Source organism: Thalassobacillus sp. CUG 92003 (genome assembly GCF_013618635.1).
Taxonomy (GTDB): domain Bacteria; phylum Bacillota; class Bacilli; order Bacillales; family Halobacillaceae; genus CUG-92003.
In genome coordinates this window covers 69,447-92,958 of the sequence record NZ_JABLSJ010000009.1, presented here as the reverse complement: position 1 = coordinate 92,958, position 23,512 = coordinate 69,447, and the positions used below count along the sequence as shown (strand labels likewise).

The 23,512-nt window shown below is 43.6% G+C and carries 19 protein-coding genes; 16 read left to right on the top strand and 3 right to left on the bottom strand.

Features of this window, described 5'->3' with window-relative positions; all coding sequences use genetic code 11:
- The first annotated feature begins 443 nt into the window (after positions 1-443).
- The 8 genes from HOP45_RS14220 to HOP45_RS14185 all read left to right on the top strand — a co-directional run bounded on the left by HOP45_RS14220 (position 444) and on the right by HOP45_RS14185 (position 10,122).
- On the top strand, positions 444-1,043 hold the full coding sequence (locus HOP45_RS14220) for a hypothetical protein (RefSeq protein WP_181350056.1): 600 nt from the start codon (positions 444-446) through the stop codon (positions 1,041-1,043).
- A 17-nt stretch (positions 1,044-1,060) separates the two neighbouring features.
- Complete coding sequence (gene dxs, locus HOP45_RS14215; RefSeq protein ID WP_181350055.1) at positions 1,061-2,953, top strand: 1-deoxy-D-xylulose-5-phosphate synthase; 1,893 nt, start codon at positions 1,061-1,063, stop codon at positions 2,951-2,953.
- Positions 2,954-2,957: 4 nt separating this feature from the next.
- A complete protein-coding gene (locus HOP45_RS14210) occupies positions 2,958-3,785 on the top strand; it encodes a TlyA family RNA methyltransferase (RefSeq protein ID WP_181350054.1) in 828 nt (275 codons plus the stop codon).
- Between the two features lie 74 nt (positions 3,786-3,859).
- Complete coding sequence (ahrC, locus tag HOP45_RS14205) at positions 3,860-4,309, top strand: transcriptional regulator AhrC/ArgR (RefSeq protein WP_181350053.1); 450 nt, start codon at positions 3,860-3,862, stop codon at positions 4,307-4,309.
- Positions 4,310-4,328: 19 nt separating this feature from the next.
- A complete protein-coding gene (gene recN / locus HOP45_RS14200; protein WP_181350052.1) occupies positions 4,329-6,053 on the top strand; it encodes a DNA repair protein RecN in 1,725 nt (574 codons plus the stop codon).
- A gap of 155 nt (positions 6,054-6,208) precedes the next feature.
- Entirely contained in the window at positions 6,209-7,480 is a 1,272-nt protein-coding gene (gene spoIVB, locus HOP45_RS14195) for a SpoIVB peptidase (protein WP_181350051.1), read from the top strand.
- 251 nt (positions 7,481-7,731) lie between these two features.
- The gene (gene spo0A / locus HOP45_RS14190; protein ID WP_181350050.1) at positions 7,732-8,511 is read left to right on the top strand and encodes a sporulation transcription factor Spo0A; all 780 of its coding nucleotides are present in this window, start codon (positions 7,732-7,734) and stop codon (positions 8,509-8,511) included.
- A 261-nt stretch (positions 8,512-8,772) separates the two neighbouring features.
- Complete coding sequence (locus tag HOP45_RS14185) at positions 8,773-10,122, top strand: aspartate kinase (protein ID WP_181350049.1); 1,350 nt, start codon at positions 8,773-8,775, stop codon at positions 10,120-10,122.
- 154 nt (positions 10,123-10,276) lie between these two features.
- On the opposite strand, the gene HOP45_RS14180 is transcribed toward HOP45_RS14185, so the two are convergent.
- From HOP45_RS14180 to HOP45_RS14170, 3 genes are all read right to left on the bottom strand, one after another.
- A complete protein-coding gene (locus HOP45_RS14180) occupies positions 10,277-10,990 on the bottom strand; it encodes a 3'-5' exonuclease (protein WP_181350048.1) in 714 nt (237 codons plus the stop codon).
- Positions 10,990-12,900 carry a DUF294 nucleotidyltransferase-like domain-containing protein gene (locus HOP45_RS14175; RefSeq protein WP_181350047.1) on the bottom strand — a complete coding sequence of 637 codons (1,911 nt, stop codon included), beginning with the start codon at positions 12,898-12,900 and terminating at the stop codon, positions 10,990-10,992. Before HOP45_RS14175 ends, HOP45_RS14180 begins: the two co-directional genes overlap by 1 nt.
- Before the next feature lie 90 nt (positions 12,901-12,990).
- Positions 12,991-13,227 (bottom strand): DUF2627 family protein, encoded by a 237-nt coding sequence (locus HOP45_RS14170; RefSeq protein WP_181350046.1) that lies wholly within the window; start codon positions 13,225-13,227, stop codon positions 12,991-12,993.
- Between the two features lie 135 nt (positions 13,228-13,362).
- Here HOP45_RS14170 and HOP45_RS14165 point away from each other — a divergent pair, with 135 nt between their 5' ends.
- From HOP45_RS14165 to HOP45_RS14130, 8 genes are all read left to right on the top strand, one after another.
- Positions 13,363-15,441, top strand: a complete 2,079-nt coding sequence (locus tag HOP45_RS14165) for a sigma-54 interaction domain-containing protein (RefSeq protein WP_181350139.1) — start codon at positions 13,363-13,365, stop codon at positions 15,439-15,441.
- A gap of 76 nt (positions 15,442-15,517) precedes the next feature.
- Entirely contained in the window at positions 15,518-16,417 is a 900-nt protein-coding gene (locus HOP45_RS14160; protein ID WP_181350045.1) for a bifunctional enoyl-CoA hydratase/phosphate acetyltransferase, read from the top strand.
- 18 nt (positions 16,418-16,435) lie between these two features.
- Positions 16,436-17,533, top strand: coding sequence for a branched-chain amino acid dehydrogenase (gene bcd / locus HOP45_RS14155; RefSeq protein ID WP_181350044.1), 1,098 nt, complete (start codon positions 16,436-16,438; stop codon positions 17,531-17,533).
- Between the two features lie 28 nt (positions 17,534-17,561).
- Complete coding sequence (buk, locus tag HOP45_RS14150) at positions 17,562-18,653, top strand: butyrate kinase (RefSeq protein WP_181350138.1); 1,092 nt, start codon at positions 17,562-17,564, stop codon at positions 18,651-18,653.
- 18 nt (positions 18,654-18,671) lie between these two features.
- A complete protein-coding gene (lpdA, locus tag HOP45_RS14145) occupies positions 18,672-20,093 on the top strand; it encodes a dihydrolipoyl dehydrogenase (RefSeq protein WP_181350043.1) in 1,422 nt (473 codons plus the stop codon).
- Between the two features lie 17 nt (positions 20,094-20,110).
- A complete protein-coding gene (locus tag HOP45_RS14140; RefSeq protein WP_181350042.1) occupies positions 20,111-21,103 on the top strand; it encodes a thiamine pyrophosphate-dependent dehydrogenase E1 component subunit alpha in 993 nt (330 codons plus the stop codon).
- A gap of 15 nt (positions 21,104-21,118) precedes the next feature.
- Positions 21,119-22,102 (top strand): alpha-ketoacid dehydrogenase subunit beta, encoded by a 984-nt coding sequence (locus tag HOP45_RS14135; RefSeq protein WP_181350041.1) that lies wholly within the window; start codon positions 21,119-21,121, stop codon positions 22,100-22,102.
- Positions 22,103-22,120: 18 nt separating this feature from the next.
- A complete protein-coding gene (locus HOP45_RS14130) occupies positions 22,121-23,434 on the top strand; it encodes a dihydrolipoamide acetyltransferase family protein (RefSeq protein ID WP_181350040.1) in 1,314 nt (437 codons plus the stop codon).
- The last annotated feature ends 78 nt before the right edge of the window (positions 23,435-23,512 follow it).

Here is a 23,512-nt window from a genome sequence, read left to right as displayed (position 1 = left end):
AGCCTGGCGTCATTATGAAATGGGGTATGAACCTGCGACATATGGAGCAATTCTGTATGTGCAGCGTAGCCTGCCTTGAGTGGTGCTGAGGGGATTACAGTATAAGAACACAGATTATGATGCAGTTGGCCGCTGCCGATGTCTGTTATGAACTGTATGAAATCAGCTCTGCAAAAGAGGCTAGGAGACGGTCAAAGGCTGTCGAGGAAATCTCCTAGACTGTTCGAGATGGACACCTTATAAGAATTATAGTACGGACTAAGTGGTAATCCAGTCCGGTTACTGGAAACAGTGCCGATCCGGGTTTAAAGGGGAACCGCCAGAGTGGCGACACTCGGTACCCGGTTGGGAAAACCTACTGGACCTAAGCCGTAATTTTTACTTATAAGGTGACCATTCCTTTCCTACATATTTAAAGCCACTTACAATGAACGAGGTTTATCATGAATTACAAATTAAAAAGATCACTCAAATTCAGTATAAGTATTGCCGTTATCACATTTGTGTTAGCGGCTATTTTTTCAATCATATCGTCTTCGATTTTAAGTGGGGTCGTTTGGGTTGTCGGATTGTGCATTGTCTTTATTATTGTTGCCGTAGGTGTCTTATTTGATACGCTGGGGATAGCAGCGACTGCAGCAGCTGAGCCCCCTTTTCATGCCATGGCTTCAGAGAAGGTAACGGGAGCCAAAGAAGCTATTTTGATTGTACGTAATGCCGATCGTTTCGCTAGCTTTTGCAACGACGTAATCGGGGATATATCAGGAATCGTAAGTGGTACAGCTTCTGCTGTTGTTGTACTCCAGCTGGTGAATGTACTCGGAGAATCAGATGGTTCCACTACACAAATAACCCTGTCGGTCGTATTGACAAGCATAGTGGCTGCGCTTACAGTCGGTGGAAAGGCGCTGGGTAAGTTTTTTGCCATCCATTCCTCGACTAAAATCATTTTGTTTGCGGCTAAAACTATCGCTTTTCTAGAAAAACAATTAAGAATCAATATACTATCCGGTCCGTCAGAAAAAACCAGAAAATCTAGATGATGATAGGAGGTCCATTTATGGATCTGTACAATATTAAAAACCCTGCTTTTTTAAAAAAATTAACTGATGAACAGCTTGTAGAATTGGCTGCTTCTGTTCGCTCATTCTTAATTCAAAACCTGTCCGAAACAGGTGGACATCTTGGGGCTAACTTAGGAGTGGTAGAGCTCACATTAGCGCTTCATCAAGTTTATACAAGCCCGGAAGATCGATTGATTTGGGATGTCGGTCATCAATCCTATATCCATAAGATTCTGACAGGACGTGCTGGACAATTTGATACGCTTCGCCAATACCAGGGGTTATGTGGTTTCCCGAAACGATGTGAAAGCGACCATGACATTTGGGAAACGGGCCATAGTTCAACGTCCCTCTCAGCGGCTATGGGCATGGCGATTGCCCGCGACTTGAATGGAGAAAGCCACTCCGTCGTTCCGATTATTGGAGATGGTGCATTGACTGGGGGCATGGCGCTAGAGGCATTGAATAACATCGGTCATGAGAGGAAAAATGTAACCGTTATCCTTAACGATAATGAAATGTCTATCGCCAAGAACGTTGGGGCTCTCCACGGAGCACTAGGAAGAATGCGGAGTGCGGGAAAATATAATCGCGTTAAAGACGATTTGGAATGGATCCTCAAGAAAATTCCAGCCGTAGGGGGTAAGTTAGCTCAAACGGCCGAGCGTATTAAAGACAGCATGAAATACTTTGTGGTTCCCGGGATGTTTTTTGAAGAACTCGGTTTCACTTATTTTGGACCAGTAGACGGCCATGATTTCCATGATTTGAAAGAGAATCTTCAATATGCCAAAAAAACCGAAGGGCCGGTTATCATCCATGTGATGACTCAGAAAGGGAAAGGTTATCATCCTGCTGAATCAGATCAAAAGGACAAATGGCATGGTGTCGGCCCATATAAAATCGAATCAGGTGAAAAGATAAAGGCAGCTGACGGTCCTCCTGCCTGGAGTTCGGTTATTTCGGAAACATTGCGCAAAGAAGCTCGCGTAGATAAACGGCTTGTAGTTGTAACACCCGCGATGGTGTTAGGGTCGAAACTTGAAAAATTCGGAGATGAGTTTCCAGACCGTTTATTCGATGTCGGCATTGCTGAACAACATGCGACCACGTTATCAGCAGGGTTAGCTACTCAGGGGATGAAACCATTTCTTGCTATTTATTCCACATTTTTACAACGCGGGTACGATCAAATGATTCATGATGTCACCCGGCAAAACTTAAATGTGACATTCGGTATTGACCGGGCTGGTTTAGTCGGCGCCGATGGTGAAACGCATCAAGGAGTATTTGACATTGCGTTTTTAAGAGCTTTACCGAATATCGTGATTATGATGCCTAAAGACGAAAATGAAGGTCAGCATCTCGTACACACAGCGATGACCTACGATGATGGTCCGATAGCCATTCGTTATCCCCGTGGCAATGCAAAGGGGATTGAAATGGACGAAGAATTGAAACAGATTCCGATCGGCAGCTGGGAAGTTCTCAAAAAAGGCAAGGATGCCGTCATCTTAACCTTTGGTACCACGATTGATTTAGCACTAGAAGCCAGCCAAGAGCTTCAAAATGAAGGCATTGCCGTAAGTGTCGTCAACGCGCGCTTTATCAAGCCTTTAGATGAAACGATGTTACATGAAATCATGAGCGAAGAACTGCCTATTCTGACCATAGAAGAGGCCGTACTCAAAGGTGGTTTTGGTTCCAGCGTGCTTGAGTTTGCAGAAGAACAACAATACCATGGCCAATGGATTAAACGTATGGGATTACCAGACCGCTTCATTGAGCATGGCAATGTTCCAGAACTATGGGAAGAAGTCGGATTAACACGTGCAGCCATTTGTGAAAACTTGAAAGAACTGCTTCCCAAGAAAGAAAAACGGGCGTAAATAAATGGGGAAGAAAATACGACTGGATCTTTTACTCGTTGAAAAAGGGTTGATCGATACAAGAGAAAAAGCAAAACGGATGATCATGGCAGGTATGGTTTTTTCAGAAGAGCAAAGACTGGACAAGCCTGGACAGAAAGTGGATGAATCTATTCCCGTTAAGATAAAAGGGAAGGTTATGCCGTACGTGAGCCGCGGCGGTATGAAACTGGAAAAAGCTTTGAAGACCTTCCCCATTTCAGTCGAAGGTAAAATCATGATCGATATTGGAGCTTCAACAGGCGGTTTTACCGATTGTGCCCTGCAGCATGGGGCAAAGGCCAGTTATGCTATTGATGTCGGGTATAATCAACTGGACTGGAAACTTCGCAATGATGAACGTGTTCATGTGATGGAAAGGACGAATTTCCGGTATGTCACGCAGGAAGACTTAACGATGGGGTCGCCTACCTTTGCTACGATTGATGTATCGTTCATATCGTTGACTTTAATTCTGCCTGTCTTGGCGCAACTCTTAAATCATGATAGTTCCGTTATAGCATTGATCAAACCACAATTTGAAGCAGGGCGGAACCAAGTTGGAAAAAAAGGCATTGTAAGAGAAGCTGCCATTCACCGGGAAGTCATTGAAAAGATTGTGAATGCTGCTGGTTCACTCGGATATACTCTTGAAGGGTTGACGTATTCGCCGATTACAGGCGGTGATGGCAATATCGAATTCTTAGCCTATTTTCATTGGGACGGTGCTAAAGAAGGACATCGTATTGATGATGTCGAATTGAATACTGTCGTGTCGGAAGCACATGAAGCGTTTAAAAGCATACGGAATTGAAGGAATAAGTTGAAGCTTTTGCAAGTGAAGCCCCTGGATATGGAGTTGGGTGGTTTAGAAATGGGGGATGTTAGGTGAATAAAGGACAGCGTCATATCAAAATTCGTGAACTCATTACCAATGATGATATTGAAACTCAGGATGAGCTGGTTTTTCGGTTGAAGGCTATGGGTTACGACGTGACGCAAGCTACAGTGTCACGAGATATCAAAGAATTGCACTTAGTCAAAGTACCTATGATTGATGGGCGTTACAAATACAGTTTACCGGCTGACCAGAGGTTCAATCCGTTAGAAAAGCTCAGACGTCTTATGATGGATGCATTTGTGAGCATCGATCGTTCAGGACACTTCATTGTTCTCAAAACCCTCCCTGGCAATGCGAACGCTGTCGGGGCACTGATTGATAATTTGGACTGGGAAGAGATCATGGGCACGATTTGTGGAGATGATACATGCCTTATTATTTGTCGCAGTGAAGAACTCACAGAAACAATCAGTGAACAACTGTTGGAAATGCTTTAGGTGACAGGAGGTGAGCAGGGTGCTCACAGAATTATCCATACGCGACTTTGCCATAATAGATGAAGTTTCGGTAACATTCAAAGAAGGACTCACGGTATTAACAGGTGAAACCGGCGCTGGAAAGTCGATCATCATCGATGCCATACAACTTTTATCTGGCGGACGCGGTTCGGTTGAATACGTCCGTCATGGGACGAAACGCGCGGAAATTGAAGGATTATTCACTGTAGAAGACCATCATATGGTTATCGATGTTGCCCAAGAATTTGGAGTTGAAATAGGGGAAGATCGCATGATTGTCTTACATCGCAGTATCACCCATCAAGGTAAAAGTATTTGCCGAATCAATGGCAAGTTAGTGACCCTTGGTATTTTGAAGGAATTCGGGCGCGTATTGATTGATATCCATAGTCAGCATGAAACACAATCACTGATGGAGCCTGAACGGCATATTGAGTTACTTGATATGTTTGCTGGAGAAGCGCTTTATCAGGCTAAGCGCGATTATCACCGGGTATTTGATCACTATCAAACCCTAGTTAAAAGGTACCGGGAGCTAAGCGAGAATGAACAGGAAATGGCCCAGCGATTAGACTTGCTTGACTTTCAATTAAAAGAACTTCAGAGTGCTGATCTTGAACCCCAGGAAGATGAGAAATTAGCGGAAGAACGCAATAAATTGGCTAATTTCGAAAAATTATTTCAATCTGTCCAAGATGCTTATCATGCCTTGTACGGGGAACAAAAGGGTCTGGATTGGATCTCACATGCCTTGTCTGCCCTTGAAACATCGAACGATGTAGATGCCGAGCTAAGCGAAATGACTGAAGAATTATCCAACTATTATTATTTGATGGAAGAAATGACTTTTAAACTAAGTCAGCGCATGGAAGCATTGGAATTCGATCCCGATCGCCTGAATGAGATTGAAGGCCGTTTAAATGAAATCAATCGTTTAAAGAAAAAATATGGCCAATCTGTCGAAGAAATTCTGGAATACGCTGCAAAAATTGAAGAAGAAATTGATGAAATTAAAAATAAAGACTCGCACTTATCTAAACTGCACCATCAAATTGAAGAAAGCGGGAAAGATGCATTTCTCGATGCTAAACATTTGCACGATATACGTACCTCAGCTTCTGATAGGTTAGCCCAACACATACATGAAGAATTAAAGGACTTATATCTTGATAAAGCAGAATTCGATGTCCATATTACACATAAAGAAGGCAAGCAAGATCAAGACCCTGAATGGGAAGGCTCACGCGTCAAGTTAACACCGTCGGGCTTTGATCACATTCGATTCCTCATTTCCACCAACCCGGGTGAACCCTTGAAAGAGCTTCATAAAGTGGCATCTGGAGGGGAAACGTCTCGTATTATGCTTGCGTTAAAACGCATTTTTTCCAAGCATCAAGGTGTGACAAGCGTCATTTTTGATGAAGTCGATACTGGAGTGAGCGGACGCGTTGCCCAAGCTATTGCCGAAAAAATTTATGGTATTGCAGAAGGTTCACAGGTATTGTGCATTTCTCATCTCCCTCAGGTGGCATCAATGGCTGACACACACTTACGCATTGAAAAAGATGTGACAGAAAACCACACGTCTACTCATGTCGTTGAACTTTCCTCGGAAGAAAAAACCGATGAAATCAGCCGCATGATTACCGGAGCGGAATTAACCGATACGACACGGGAGCATGCAAAGGAATTATTACAATTGGCTGCTAAACATAAAGCTTGATTCATTCACGCTGTCATTCAGCGTGATTTTTTTATTCTAAGGAAATTCATCCTTTATTTACTGATTGTCAAATGGTTTAAAAATGGCTATAAACGACCACATTATAATTAAGCCATTAATAAATGGTTCAGGAGAGTGACAAGGAGTGTGAATCTGTGAAAAATCAAATGACAAAATATATCGTTGGCTCCGTTCTCCTGCTGTTAATATCCCTTTTACCTTTATTTACCCCAGTTCAACACTATTTATCCATCCCAACTCACGTAAAAGTGTTTTCTTCTGAAGCAGGATCAGCACTGCCTGTATTTAGTGACACTAGTCAAAAAGAGGAAAATACGATTCCTGCTGTGTCATCACTAGGTAGCAGCACATTGCAAGACAAAACAAGCATGTATTATGAGCTTGCAGGCCTGCCGATCAAAAAAGTGGACGTAACACCGCTGAAAGATATTCGGCTAGTCCCTGGCGGACAATCTGTTGGAGTTAAGCTCCATACATTAGGCATGCTGGTCGTGGGTCATCACCTTGTAAAAAGTGGTGAAACGAAAGCTTCTCCTGGTGAAGAAGCGGGTATCCAGGTTGGCGATATCATTCTTGAGGTTAACGGAAAGCCGTTAAAGGCCATGAAAGATTTAACGCCGTTAGTGTCTGAATCTGGTGAAAATAATGAGCCATTGACCTTTAAAATAAAGCGTAAGCAACAAACGTACGAAAAAACTGTGACGCCGGGTTTTGATGATAAAGAAAAAGAGTATCAGCTTGGTCTCTATATACGTGACTCTGCAGCCGGTATTGGAACCATGACGTTTTACCACCCTGACAGCCAGAAGTACGGGGCATTAGGGCACGTTATTTCGGATATGGATACGAAGCAGCCCATTGAAATTCATGACGGCACGATCGTACGATCCAATGTCACCTCAATTGAAAAAGGAAGCCAGGGCATCCCAGGAGAAAAACGGGCAGACTTTTCCATGAATGAGGATAAAATCGGAAATATAACGAAAAATTCACCGTTTGGTATATTTGGTGAATTAGAGGATAAAATTACCAATGACCTCTATGAAAAGCCGTTATCAATCGCGCCGGCTGAACAAATCAAAGAAGGGCCAGCGCAAATCTTAACGGTGTTGGATGGAGAAAAAGTACAGCCATTCGATATTGAGATTATTACGAATATGCCAAAGGACAGCCCAGTCACAAAAGGTATGATCATTAAAATTACGGACCCAGAATTATTGGATAAAACAGGCGGTATCGTTCAAGGGATGAGCGGAAGCCCCATTATTCAAAATAATAAAATTGTCGGTGCTGTCACCCATGTATTTGTTAATGATCCGACTTCAGGCTATGGCGTTCATATTGAATGGATGTTAAAAGAGGCTGGAATCGAATTATCCAAGCAACAACAACAAAAGGCAAGCTAAGGTTCTCCTTTGGGAGAGCCTTTTTTGTTAGCCTTGCCATCATTATGTTATAGTACGTAAAGAAAATTCGACAAATCATTCTTGGGAATTGTACCTTTTTGTTGAATGTCATCGAAAACAGAAGCAAATAAAAGTATTTTAAAGAAAAACGAGAATAATTCAATTTTTTCTGTTAGAATAAAAGGGAATTCATAATCCTTGTCGAATACGTTAATTGGAAGAGAAGGATAATTAAGTAAGGAGGAACTTACGTGGAGAAAGTGAAAGTATGTTTAGCTGATGATAACCGTGAATTAGTGAAATTGTTGGAGGATTATTTTTCAGGTGTTCAGGATGTAGACGTTATTGGGACAGCCTATAATGGGAAAGAATGTCTTGATATGCTCGAGGAAACAGATCCTGATGTACTGATTCTTGATATTATCATGCCTCACAAAGATGGACTTGCTGTGTTGCAGACGATGAAGGAAAGTGAAAAGGAAAACAAGCCAAGTGTCATCATGTTGACAGCCTTTGGTCAGGAAGATGTAACGAAGAAAGCAGTTGAGTTGGGGGCGTCATATTTCATGATGAAGCCTTTTGATCTGGATAGTCTTCTGGATCAGGTCCGTCAAGTCAAGCACACGAGCGACCCAATCAACAAAGCGATCGGTAGCAGCTATAAACAAGGGAAGAAACCTGATTTGGATACCAGCATCACGCACATTATCCATGAGGTCGGTGTCCCGGCACACATTAAAGGGTATCTTTACTTGCGAGAAGCTATTTCCATGGTTTATAACGACATCGAATTGTTAGGTTCAATTACAAAAGTACTGTATCCTGATATCGCAACGAAATTCGATACTACATCGTCTCGCGTCGAAAGAGCCATTCGCCATGCTATCGAAGTGGCGTGGAACCGAGGAAATATCGATGCAATTGCTTCTTTGTTCGGTTATACAATTTCCAACAGCAAAGCTAAACCGACTAATAGTGAATTCATTGCCATGGTAGCTGATCGTTTGCGGCTTGAACACCGCGCCAGCTAGTTCTTCATCCTTATCTGAAGCTGAACTTATTTTTCTTTTGATAAAGGATCGTCTCATATGACACGATTTCTTACCTAAGCTTCTTACTTTCATACGTGTTTAAGCCTTCTATTCTAAACGGGATAGAAGGCTTTTTAATGGTGGGTTGTGTTTTTCTAAATATAATTTTTACTTCTTAACGCTTTCAGCATTCAAAATACCCAGTCCGTTATGGTACAATTTAAAATTATTAGTCATATTTCTTATTAGGGAGTTGTACAAATGAATGTAGTAAAATTCGGAGGCAGCTCTGTCGCAGACGCAGAGCAATTGCAAAAAATAAGCAGTATCATTACTGAACATGATGAACGGAAAATTGTTGTCGTGTCTGCCCCGGGGAAACGATTTTCCGGAGATGAAAAAACAACTGATTTATTGATTGAATATGCCGAAACGGTTATTAACGGCGAGGAAGATGAAAAACTGTATCGGAAAATTGTTGATCGCTTTCAGTCCATGGTTGAAGAACTCGGTCTTTCCCTGGAACTCGTAGAAACGATTGAAGCAAAGATCCAGAAAATAGTAAGTGATCATCAGGACGATAAAATGACCATGGATGCCCTGAAATCATGTGGAGAAGATGGCACAGCAATCGTCTTGAGTGCATATTTGCAACATTTAGGTGTTGAAGCGTCCTATGTTAACCCGAAAGATGCCGGTATCTTAGTTAGTGATGACTCAGGCAGCGCAATTGTGTTGAACGATAGCCTTGAACGCCTGTATCAACTTCGTAACCGATCTGAAATCCTCGTCATCCCAGGCTTTTTTGGTTATACCAAAGCGGGTAAGCTGGTGACGTTTTCTCGTGGTGGTTCTGATATTACCGGTTCCATTGTAGCCGCCGGCGTAAAAGCGGATTTGTATGAGAATTTCACTGACGTGGATTCTGTATTTTGTGTAAACCCTAATATTGTGGCAAATCCGAAACAAATAACGTCTTTGACTTATAAAGAAATGCGGGAACTATCGTATGCCGGTTTTTCTGTCTTTCATGATGAAGCGTTAATCCCTGCCTTCAAAGCCAGGATTCCGGTTTGTATTAAAAATACGAACAACCCGGAAGCTGAAGGTACGATGATTGTTTCTGAAAATCATCATGACTATGGTTATGTGGTTGGGATCGCCAGTGATGAAGGCTTTCTTAACTTGTATGTGAGCAAATATTTAATGAACCGTGAAACAGGGTTTGGCCGGAAGCTGTTACACATCCTTGAAGATGAGGATATTTCGTTTGAGCACACGCCCTCAGGGATTGATGACATGTCGGTCATTTTAAGAGACCATCAGTTGACCGAGGAGAAAGAAAAGCGTGTCGTTTCGCGTATCCAATCGGAATTAGATGTCGATATGGTGAGTATTGAACGCGATTTAGCCATGATAATGATTGTGGGTGAAGGCATGAATAGTACAGTCGGAATTGCCAGCCAAGCCACGAATGCAATCAGCGCGGCTAATGTAAACATTGAAATGATTAACCAGGGCTCTTCTGAAGTATCCATGATGTTCGGTGTTAAAGCTGAAGGGATGGAAGATGCCGTCCGCTCGTTGTATCATACGTTTTTTGAATCGTAAATGTTGACTGAGTGCTTCCCCTTATGTATGGTGGGGACTTTCAGATAGCCCCCAACCTACATAAAAGGAAGTTGACACAAATTAAATAAACCACAAAATGCCGAACATTGCGTTCGGCATTTTGTGGTTTGGCTCGAAGCTAACTGGCCTGGCATTAACGAAGCTTCTTCTTGAGATCGAGGTAGGAAAATGGCTCATGTTGGGGAGACAGGCTTATGAGGTGTTGAAACAACTCCGCTGTCATCAAGGCATCGTTTAAAGCATGATGGCGATCCAATTGCTGAATGTGAAAGTGCTTAATCAATTCATCAAGTTGACAATTCATGGTTGGTAACAGCCACTTTGCCATTGCCTGAGAGTCAATGTATGGGGGATCATAAACGGGCAGTTTCCATCTTTTCAGCATTGCTTTGACAAATCTCATATCGAATTTCGCTGGATGAGCAACCAATACAGAGTTGCGACTGAATTCCAAAAACTGTAGGAAGACTGTTATGAATGATGCCGCTTCCTTTAACTGATTCGTATCTAATCCTGTGAGATCCAGAATATGCTTATTCACTGGACGGATAGGGCGTACCACATGATAGAATGTCTCCTCTTCATCAAAGGCATTTATTCGAATGGCTCCAATTGAAATGATTTCATGCCCGATCTCAGGCAAGAACCCAGTTGTTTCCAAATCAAAGATAGTGAAATCAATGTCTTTGAGGTTGGCCTTAAGCATCGTTTCTGGTCGTTGATAATGCTCGAGTTCATCATGCAAATTTTGATAATCTGTGCGTTTAAGGTATGGTTTGATTTTGTAATGGTAAATTGGTTTTTCAAAAAAAATATATTTTAATATCTGCAGATCGATGGGCAGCACTATACCACCCGATTTCTGTTATAACTTAATTCAATGACCTGTTGGAGACGTTTGGCTATGTTTAAAGCGTCCCTTAAACTGCGTTTGTCTTCCTTTGTTAACGTGTTCATCTTCAATTCGTTTGATAAAGGCATTCCGTTTTCTAGCTGATGGAGATGCGCTTTTAATCGCAAATTGAGTAAGCGGTGTAGAGCCAGTTTGGCATTTTCCGCATCTCTTGGATGAAACCGTTCCTGTTCCATTAAACTGCGCAGACGATTAACTGTGTTAATGTCCTCAATGCCGTATTTTATACTGTATATCCGCACGGCGTTAATGATTTGCATAATTGCTGATTTTTTTAGATCCAAGGAACGGTTTTTGCCGGTGGCCGTGATCCTGCCAAATGGTTGAATGGGCACACGGAATCGCAAGGTATCTTTCATAAGCAGTTGATGGAGGTTCAGGGAACGTTGAATGCGCTGGACGACAAAATGGCGGAGATCATATGCAAGAGAATAATCCCCGAATATCGGACGGAAATCCATGAAGATCGTAAAATCGCGAATTTCTTCAGCGTCCATACGTTCAATCCATCGATTAATCGACGTGTGCCACGCTGTCATGGATTGCCGCCATTTTTCCTCTTTTGCCATGATGCCCCCTTTACATAAAGGAAATCCACACGTTTCAAGCATGTCATTTATTTTGTATCCTAACAATTTGAAGTATGACTCAATGCTCTCTCTATGCGCTAAATGTTCATAATCCGATAAGATCAAACCATTATCCTGGTCGGTAGCAAACGCTTGTTCTTTTCTGCCTTCACTTCCCATTACGATAAAGCAATAATTAATGGGCGGGGAGCCATATCCCTCTGAAATCATTTCATCTTCTGCGATCTGGACGATCTGCTTATGAATACGGTCATTATAATTCGACATTAATTCCGTAATATCATAAGCATACATACGATCATCAATTAAGCTCGCAACGAAGGATTGGAAGCGTTGGTTGAACAGAGGAGAGTATTGTTTAAGTTCTTCCGCTGTTTTGGCATGGGAAATGCGATAAGTCAAATCGAAATAGACGGAGTTTTTTATGTTGAAAAATGAGGACTGTCTGAGAACACCAACGATTTTATCTTTGTGCAGAACTGGTATGAGTTCGGTGGGATGGTGTTTAAGGTAGCTCAGTGCATCGTAGATAAATTCTTGATCGGATAAGCCATAGGGTTCGTCTGTCATGTAAGCTTTGACTTGATTATGGTGATCATTGGCAAAATAAGCGCGTAGCACCTCCGGGTAACTAATCATGCCTTGCATCGTTTCCTGATTGTCACTCACAATAAGCGCTTCCACTTTTTCTTTTTCCAGCTTACGCGCAGCTATTTCAACTGTTTCATGCGGCGTAATAAAGATAGGTGGTTCCATGTAGGCTTCCGCCCGTTTTTTATAGAGTTCCAGGTCGTCGTTCTCATCAGTCTGCGAACTTTTATAAACGATTTCATTATATAGACTCTTCATCAGGTTGCTGATGCCGTCAATGACCACTTTGGAAAAGTTCTTATTATGGGTCATCATGGTGAAAAATTTCTCGCGATCCAAACATAACGTTTGCGTCGGTTCTAACGCTTGGACTGAGAACTTCATTTCTCCGCTCGTCAACAACATCATGACGCCGATAAGATCGCCAGGGTAATAAAATCGCACGGAAAGCTGTTGGCCGTTTGAGCGATGCATGATGTTCTTGGCCAGACCTGAGACTTGAAAATGAATATCGATGGTATCCTCGTCCTGATCTTCATGAATGATAAATTCATTCTTATTGTAATCTTTGATCTGAGCGTGTTCGAATATATCTTTATATTCATCTTCACTTAACAGATCGAAGGGGTATTGATTTTTGTATTTTAATAAGTGATCCTCCATGCTATAACTCCTTTATATGTCCTGTCAGTATTTTATCAGCTTTGCGATGAATTATTACAGAAAGCATAAAGAAAGTAGGGTGTCCTCGCCCTACTTTCTTTGATCGAACCGTCCTTTTGTTAAATGGCGTTTTCGATCTCTATGAAGAATAAATCCGCCTATGAATCCAATGCCTCCGACGAGAAATATTAAACCAATGACTCCTTGAATAATCAAATGAAAATAGATATCGTGCAATTCTCCGAACAAGGCATCACGAATCAATTTAATTCCTAATACAGCGATAATGCCCGGTATGACAAGAATGAGTAAAGCGATTAGACGCATAATGAGAAGCTCCTTTGTTTGCAATCAAACTCAGTATACCAAACCTGCCCATTCATGAAAATAATTAAGAACTTGCTAAATCATGCAGGATTGGATATGATGAAAGTGCGCAAATATTTGCAGGATGTGATGACATTGAAACGTGTTTTAATTGTCGGAGCTGGCAAGGGGGGCACGGCTTTATTAAAGCTTTTGCACGAAACTGACCGCATGCAGGTTGTTGCGGTAACGGACATCTCCCCTCATGCCGAAGGTCTTGGCCTTGCCCGGGAAAAAGGCATTCACACTGGCGATGACTGGTTGGAATGGATACATAACAACATTGATATTGTAATCGAAGCAACCGGGCGGGAGGACGTGTTTCAAGCCATTGTAGCGGAACGCCCTGCTAAAACTGTCATTATACCCGGTGATGTCGCTTATATTACCGCCGAGCTTCTTGAAGAGAAGGAAGACTTAGTCGGAAAGCTCAAACACCAAACGCAAAATCAAAATTTAATCTTGAATACGATTCATGACGGTATGATTGTCATTGATGCCAGCGGCAAAATATCTTTTGTGAATGATAGTGCAGAACGCATATTAGGGAAGCCGAAATCTGGAATGTTTAACCAGGGAATCAAGCGATTCATCCCTGCGTCACGCCTTCCGGAAGTGCTCGTTAACAAACGGAAAGAAGTTAATCAAAAGTTAGAACTGGATAACGGAAAGAAAGTGATCACTACCCGGATTCCGATGATCAATGATCAGGATGAAATTATCGGGGCTTATGCTGTCTTTAAAGATATAACTGAAGTCGTGGACTTAGCTGAAGAAATAACCGATTTAAAAGAAGTTAAAACGATGCTTGAAGCTATTATTCAATCCTCTGATGAGGCTATTTCAGTCGTGGATGAGAAGGGTAACGGACTTATGATTAACCCTGCCTACACGCGCATTACAGGCTTGAAGGAAAGCGAAGTAATTGGCCAGCCTGCCACCGTGGACATTTCTGAAGGGGAAAGCATGCACATGAAGGTGCTTCAAACGAGAAGACCCGTAAGAGGCACGCGTATGAAAGTTGGACCGGCCAAAAAAGACGTGCTCGTGAATGTAGCCCCTGTTATCGTGGATGGCAAACTGAAGGGCAGTGTCGGTGTTCTCCATGATGTATCTGAAATCCATGCGCTGACGAATGAATTGAAACGCGCGCGACAGATCATTCGTAACCTTGAGGCTAAATATACGTTCCGCGATATTATTGGTCACACTGAGGAAATGACATTAGCTTTAGAACAAGCAAGAGTAGGGGCGAAAACGCCGGCAACTGTTCTCCTTCGTGGGGAATCCGGGACAGGCAAAGAATTATTTGCCCATGCCATTCATAATGAGAGTGACCGCAGGCATAATAAATTCATTCGTGTTAATTGTGCTGCCATAGCCGAATCGCTGCTTGAGAGTGAGTTGTTTGGCTATGAAGAAGGCGCATTTTATGGTGCTAAACGAGGCGGCAAAAAAGGCTTCTTTGAAGAGGCGAATCACGGGAGCATTTTCCTTGATGAGATTGGCGAACTAACCTTGCCCATGCAAGCAAAATTACTACGCGTGCTTCAGGAGAATGAAATAGTAAGGGTCGGAGGCACCAAACCTGTGTCCATTGATGTCCGGGTGATTACCGCTACGAATATCAATTTAGAAAAAGCGATTATGACACGGGTTTTTCGGGAGGATCTTTATTACCGGCTCAACCGTCTTCCTATTTATATCTCGCCTCTCCGGGAACGCAAAGCTGATATAGACGCGCTTGGCGATCACCTGATTCAAAAACTCAATGAAGATTATGGTCGTAAAGTGAAACGGATCGCGCCCCAAGCCCTCGAGGCATTGAAACAATACGATTGGCCAGGCAATGTTCGGGAGTTGGAAAATATAATCGGGCGGGCCATGATTTATATGGAAACGACAGAAGATACCATCCACCTCGAACACATTCCGCCCTTAAGTCTTGGCTTGAATGAGTTTGCCCACAATGAACATGAACCCTTTACATGGCGTGGGGACTCGCTTCAACAGGCTGTGGAAGATTACGAGCGGGAATTGATTGCCGATGCATTTAAAGCTCACCGGTTCAATAAAACAAAGACCGCCAAAGCCCTGGGTATATCTGTCAGGAATTTTTACTACAAACTAGAGAAATATCAACTCGATAAAAGTAACTTGCAAGATTTTTCATAACGAAGGCCTTGCATTTTTTTGAGGAAATGAATAAAGCGTTTTCAGAAGGATTTTAAGACAGGGGAGAGGTGATGGGATGCAAAAATTAAGTCAGCTTAATGACCAACTTAATCTTCATGATACGAAAGTTGTCGCTGTAGCACAGGCTGCTGACAATGGGGTATTGAAGGCCGTTAAAATGGCTTTGGATAAACAACTTGCTCATTTTCTTCTTATGGGGCCATCAGACGAAATAGAACGTGCTGCCAATGAAGCCAAGCTGGATTTGACACGCTCAGGGGTGGATATAGTCCCCTCTAGTCGTAACGATGCAGCTGTTGAAGCGGTCAAAGCTATCTCCAATAGTCAAGCCAACGTGTTAATGAAAGGAAATCTTCCGACAAAGACTATTTTGCAAGCCGTGCTGAATAAAGAGTTCGGGCTTAGAAAACAGGGCGTTTTGTCTCATGTGGCATTATTTGAGATCCCCGAGCAAAAGCGACTCATATTTTTAACGGATTCAGCCATGAATATATCCCCTGATTTAGACGAGAAAGCCGCCATTATCAATAACGCCGTGGGTACTGCCCAACGCATCGGGTACCACACTCCTAAAGTAGCAGCTTTGTCGGCAGTAGAGGTCGTCAATTCGGCCATGAGTGCTTCTACGGATGCTGCTCTGTTGACACAAATGAACAAACGAGGTCAAATCACAGGGTGTGACGTAGACGGACCGTTAGCATTTGATAATGCTATCAGCCTTGAAGCGGCAAAACAAAAAGGAATTGATTCTTCCGTAGCAGGACAAGCTGACATCCTGCTTGCTCCGACGATTGAAGTCGCCAATAGTCTTTATAAATCGTTTGTCTATTTTGCTCATGCTAAAGTGGCCGGCATCATCAGCGGGGCAGCGGCACCGATCGTGTTGACGTCTCGAGCAGATTCGGCCGAAAGCAAAGTAACATCGCTTACACTCGCTATACTATCCAGTGATTAAATTTAGGAGGATTTGAAGATGGAAATTTTCAATTATATGAATGAGTATGACTATGAACAATTATTGTTTTGCCAAGACGCCCAGTCAGGGTTGAAAGCGATTATCGCTATTCATGACACGACGCTCGGACCTGCTTTAGGCGGGACAAGAATGTGGACTTACAAAACAGAAGAGGAAGCTATTGAAGATGCACTTCGACTGGCGAAAGGTATGACATATAAGAATGCAGCCGCCGGTTTAAATCTCGGTGGAGGCAAAACGGTTATTATCGGGGACCCAAAGAAAGAAAAAAATGAAGAAATGTTTCGCGCATTCGGTCGGTTTATCCAGGGGTTGAACGGTCGTTATATCACAGCAGAAGATGTGGGGACGACAGTTCAGGATATGGATATTATTCATGAGGAAACCGATTATGTAACAGGGATTTCACCAGCGTTCGGTTCATCCGGCAATCCATCGCCCGTAACAGCCTATGGTGTTTACCGCGGTATGAAAGCCGCTGCTAAAGAAGGATTTGGGACGGATTCGTTAGAAGGGAAAACGGTAGCGGTGCAAGGCATTGGAAACGTGGCTTTCAATCTTTGTCGACACTTACATGAAGAAGGCGCCAAACTGATTGTAACAGACATCAATCAGGAGGCGGTTCAACAAGCCGTAGATGAATTCGGAGCCCAAGCTGTAGCCCCTGATGACATTTATAGCGTCGATTGTGACATTTATGCGCCGTGTGCGCTTGGGGCCACGCTTAATGATGAAACCATTCCTGTATTGAAGGCTAAAGTCATTGCCGGTGCGGCGAATAACCAATTGAAAAACACGGACCATGGCGATATTCTTCATGAGAAGGGCATTGTGTACACGCCGGATTATGTGATCAATTCCGGCGGGGTCATTAACGTCGCTGATGAACTGAATGGGTACAATAAAGAGCGGGCTATGAAACGTGTCGAAACAATCTACGATAAAGTTACACGTGTTTTCGAGATATCCAGACGTGATCAAATCCCGACTTATGCCGCCGCTGATCGAATGGCTGAAGAGCGCATTAACCGTTTGCGCCAGTCGCGCAGCACGTTTTTGCAAAATGGCCACCATATTTTAAGCAGAAGATCATAGCACAAGCATACGGTAACGGAGGTCAAAGATAGTGCAATCTACTTATAGAATTTTAGTGATCAACCCAGGTTCGACATCCACGAAAATCGGTGTCTTTGACGATGAGATATGTGTTTTCGAGAAATCGATACGCCATAGCGGTGAGGAACTTAGTCTATTCAAGCGAATTATCGACCAATATGACTTTCGTCGCAGTGTCATTTTAGAGGAGCTTGACTCAGAAGGCATTAACATAAGTAAGCTCAGTGCTGTCTGTGGGCGCGGCGGTTTACTGCGTCCCATTGAAGGGGGAACGTATCAAGTAAATGAAGCGATGCTGCAGGATTTGAAATCCGGTTTTAATGGAGAGCATGCCTCGAATTTAGGCGGATTAATCGCTAATGAAATCGCCAGTGGCTTAAACATAGGCGCTTATATTGTAGACCCTGTCGTCGTTGACGAATTAGAAGAACGAGCTCGTTTTTCTGGCGTGCCTGAAATACCGCGTAAAAGTATCTTTCATGCTTTAAACCAAAAGGCGGTTGCCCGCCGAACGGCTGACGATCTCGGCATGAATTATTGTGATACCCGCTTAATTATCGCCCACATGGGCGGAGGGATTACAGTCGGGGCTCATAAGAATGGCAAAGTCATCGATGTTAATAATGGCTTGCATGGAGATGGCCCTTATTCACCTGAACGGGCAGGTACTGTGCCGGCTGGTGATTTAGTCGCGTTATGTTTTTCGGGCCACTATTATCGAGAAGAAATTATGAAAAAGTTGGTCGGTCAAGGTGGTTTGATGGCCTATTTGGATACCAATGATGCCGTGGAAGTCGAACAAATGATTGAAAACGGAGATCGTAAAGCTGCCAATGTCTATGAAGCGATGGCCTATCAGGTAGCGAAGGAAATAGGCAGTATGGCAGTGGCGCTTGAAGGACGCGTGGACGGCATTGCGTTAACAGGTGGCCTGGCTTATGGAAAAGCGTTTGTCCATATGATTTCCGAGCGAATCAATTGGGTCTCGGACGTTCTCGTATATCCAGGCGAAAATGAGTTGGAAGCGTTGAATGAGGGAACGTTACGGGTACTTCGTCATCAGGAGATCCCTAAGCAATATCCGAATTTTGTGGAGTGATAGAAAGGGGAAAAGATAATGGCTCAAGATTACGATCTGGTTATTTTAGGTGGAGGCACGGGAGGATATGTAGCAGCGATACGTGCCTCTCAGCTGGGACTGAAGGTCGCCATGGTTGAAAAACAAGAATTAGGCGGCACCTGTCTTCACCGTGGCTGTATCCCGTCGAAAGCGCTGCTGAGAAGTGCAGAAGTGTATCGCCAGACAAAAGAGGCAGATCAGTATGGCGTTGAGGCAGCTGAACCGACACTTAATTTTACTAAGGTACAAGAACGGAAGCAGTCGATCGTGGACACGTTGCATAACGGTGTCATAGGCTTAATGAAAAAAGGGAAAATTGATGTATATGAAGGGTTTGGAAGGATTCTCGGACCCTCCATTTTTTCCCCGATGCCCGGCGCTATTTCTGTAGAGATGAACAATGGCGAAGAAAATGAAATCCTCATACCGAACAATGTGCTAGTTGCTACAGGGTCCAGCCCAAAATCACTGCCTGGTCTAGAGGTAGACGAAGATCTCATTATGACCTCAGACGAAGCACTACACATGAGCGAACTGCCTTCTTCCATTATCATTGTCGGTGGCGGCGTCATCGGGATCGAATGGGCGTCGATGCTTGCTGATTTTGGCGTTGAAGTGACTGTTCTCGAATATCTGCCACAGATCTTACCGACAGAAGATGCGGACATTTCAAAAGAGATGCTCAAACAGATGAAGCAAAAAGGTGTCAATATCGTGACGAATGCAAAGGTATTAGGCGATACGTTGACGAAAGACAATGGGGTATCCATCAATGTGGAAATAGAGGATGATACGAAAACGTATACGGCTGACAAAATGTTGGTATCTGTCGGTCGGTCGGCGAATGTGAAACAAATCGGACTTGAGAATACAGATATTAAAGTGGAAAACGGTTTTATCGAAACCAATTCATTTTATCAAACGAAAGAAAGCCATATTTATGCGTGTGGCGATGTTATCGGGGGTATGCAACTGGCCCATGTGGCCTCTCACGAAGGCATCATCGCAGTGGAACATATGGCAAACAAAGACCCGCTTCCGATGAATGTGGAAGAAGTTCCATCATGTATTTATTCTAATCCGGAAGTCGCGAGTGTAGGTCTGACGGAACAACAAGCTAAAGAGCAAGGCTATGAGCAGAAAACTGGAACGTTTCCTTTTAAATCGGTTGGAAAGGCACTGGTCCAAGGAGAAACAGACGGTTTTGTGAAGGTCATCTCAGATGCAGAGACTCATGATTTATTGGGTGTTCATATGGTTGGCCCTCATGTGACGGATATGATCTCCGAAGCAGGATTAGCCAAAGTCCTTGATGCTACTCCATGGGAAGTGGCACACAGTATCCATCCGCACCCGACGTTATCTGAAGCCATTGGAGAAGCAGCTCTAGCTGTAGAAGGCAATCAAATTCACGGATAGTTAAAGGAGGGAGTAACATGGCTGAGAATCGCCATGAACGACTTGGATTAACAGATGAAGATGTGCTGGACATGTACCGCACAATGTTAACGGCAAGAAAAATTGATGAAAGAATGTGGTTATTGAACCGAGCAGGAAAAATTCCGTTTGTTATTTCATGCCAGGGTCAAGAAGGCGCACAAATCGGTGCTTCCTATGCGCTCGATCGCGAAAAAGACTACGCGCTTCCCTATTACAGAGACATGGGCATTGTGCTCGCGTTTGGCATGACGGTACAAGAACTAATGTTATCTGGGTTTGCTAAAGCAGAAGACCCGAACTCCGGCGGCCGTCAAATGCCTGGTCATTTCGGACAAAAGAAAAATCGGATCGTCACAGGGTCATCACCAGTAACGACGCAAGTCCCACATGGGGTCGGAATCGCCCTTGCTGCCAAAATGGAAAATAAGGATATTGTATCCCTTGTATCATTTGGAGAAGGGTCTTCGAACCAGGGTGATTTCCACGAAGGTGCAAACTTTGCTGGTGTTCACAAATTGCCGGTCATCTTTTTTGTGGAAAACAATAAATACGCCATCTCTATACCGGTATCGAAACAGATTGCCTGTGAAAACGTGTCGGACCGTGCTCAAGGTTACGGCATGCCGGGTTACACAGTTGATGGTAATGATCCATTAGCCGTCTATGAGGCCGTTAAAGAAGCGGCTGACCGCGGACGGAATGGAGAAGGACCGAGTTTGATCGAAGCCGTGTCTTACCGGCTGACAGCCCATTCAAGTGACGACGATGATAGTACATATCGTCAAAAAGATGAAGTAGAAGAAGCCAAAAAGAAAGATGCTGTGATAACATTTGGCAACTATCTTCGTGAAATGAATATTTTGACGACCGAGATCGAAAAGGACATGAATGAGGAGATTACAAAACTTGTCAATGATGCGACTGATTATGCCGAGAACGCGCCTTATGCGGATGCAGAGTCAGCTTTAAATTATGTCTACCACGAGTAAGGAAGGGGAAGTCATATGCCAGTAAAATCATATATTCAAGCAGTTACAACGGCTTTAAGAGAAGAAATGCAGAGGGATGAAAAAGTATTTGTTCTCGGGGAAGACGTGGGGAAGCGAGGCGGTGTGTTCCGAGCGACCGATGGCTTATATGATGAGTTCGGCGAAGCGCGTGTTCTCGATACCCCGCTTGCGGAATCTGCAATAGCAGGAGTCGGAATCGGAGCAGCCATGTACGGCATGCGGCCGGTTGCCGAAATGCAATTTGCTGACTTCATTATGCCTGCAGTCAATCAAATTATCTCAGAAGCATCACGCATTCGCTATCGTTCCAATAATGATTGGAGCTGCCCGATTACCATCAGAGCGCCTTACGGCGGTGGGGTGCACGGCGCCCTGTACCATTCGCAATCTGTGGAATCCGTATTTGCCAATCAACCTGGCCTTAAAATCGTCATGCCATCAACCCCTTACGATGTAAAAGGTCTGTTGAAGGCATCGATTCGGGATGAAGACCCTGTTCTCTTCTTTGAACATAAGCGAGCTTATCGGTTAATTAAAGGGGAGGTTCCTGATGACGACTACACACTTCCAATCGGAGAAGCGGATGTAAAACGTGAAGGTTCGGATCTGACGGTAATTACGTATGGCTTATGTGTCCATTTTGCCCTGCAGGCGGCTGACAAACTAGCTGAAGAAGGAATCGAAGCCCATGTGCTCGATCTCCGAACAGTGTACCCGCTCGATCAGGCCTCTATTATAGAGGCTGCTTCAAAAACAGGTAAAGTCTTGCTGATTTCTGAAGATAATAAAGAAGGCGGCATCATCAGTGAAGTATCTGCTATCGTATCGGAGAATTGCTTATTTGATCTGGATGCCCCTGTAACGCGTTTAGCAGGACCTGATATTCCTTCGATGCCATATGCGCCGACGATGGAAAAATACTTTATGATGAATCCAGATAAAGTGGAAAAAGCGATGCGTGAATTAGCGGAATTTTAATGTAAAGGAGGAATTCCTGTGGGTGTAGAAAAAATCAATATGCCTCAGTTAGGTGAAAGTGTTACTGAAGGGACGATCAGTTCATGGCTGGTCGCGCCTGGCGATCAAGTCAATAAGTACGACCCCATTGCTGAAGTTATGACTGATAAAGTCAATGCTGAAGTTCCTTCTTCTTTTACCGGGGTGATCAAAGAACTCATTGCTGATGAAGGAGATACGATCCAAGTCGGTGAGTCGATGTGCTACATTGAGATAGAAGGCGGCGAAAGTTCCGGTGGAGCAGAGGAAGCTTCAAAAGAGGATGAGTCTGAAAATAAGACTGAAACGACTCCATCCGAAAAACCAGCTTCTTCAGATAGCCAAGATCAATCGAAGCCATCGGAGTCCAAACCTAAGAAAAAACGGTACTCTCCAGCCGTCATGACGTTAGCCCAGGACCATGATATTGACCTGAATCAAGTAGAGGGTTCAGGACGAGAGGGCAGGATAACGCGGAAAGATCTGGAGAAGATTATCGAAAGCGGTCATGTTCCTCAAGCTAAGACCTCTTCACAAGCACCAGAACAGGAACAGGGGCAGGAACAAGAGCCAAAACGTTCAGAGAATCCGGCAGCACCTGTCAAAGTTGAAAAAGGGGATAAAGAAATCCCAGTCACGGGTGTCCGGAAAGCAATCGCCCAGAATATGGTGAAATCAACGACCGAAATACCGCATGCTTGGATGATGGTGGAAGTTGACGTTACGAACTTAGTCGACTATCGCCAGGCCATGAAGGATAAATTTAAAGCAGATGAAGGGTATAGCCTGACGTTCTTTTCATTTTTTGTCAAAGCAGTTGCCCAAACACTTAAAGCGTACCCGGAACTGAATAGTACCTGGGCAGGCGATAAAATTATTCAACGTCAAGCAATCAACTTGAATATTGCTGTGGCCAGCGGAAATGAATTGTTTGTTCCCGTCATCAAAAATGCCGACGAGAAAAGCATCAAGGGGATTGCCAAAGACATTACCGAGCTTGCCATGAAGGCTAGAAATAATAAGTTAACGTCAGCTGATATGGAAGGCGGAACGTTTACGGTTAATAATACAGGCTCTTTCGGTTCTGTTCAGTCGATGGGAGTTATCAATCATCCTCAGGCAGCGATTCTGCAAGTGGAATCCATTGTCAAAAGACCGGTCATCAAAGACGGTATGTTTGCCGCTCGGGACATGGTCAACCTTTGTCTCTCCCTTGATCATAGGGTATTAGATGGCCTGCTTGCAGGCAATTTCTTAGCAGCGCTTAAGGAAAATTTAGAAAATATCAGTAAAAATACCACATCCATTTATTAATAAAAGAAACAGCTAACAAAAACGTCTGGGTTTAAGGTCCAGACGTTTTTGTTTGTGGTTGTCTTGTTCAAACAACCA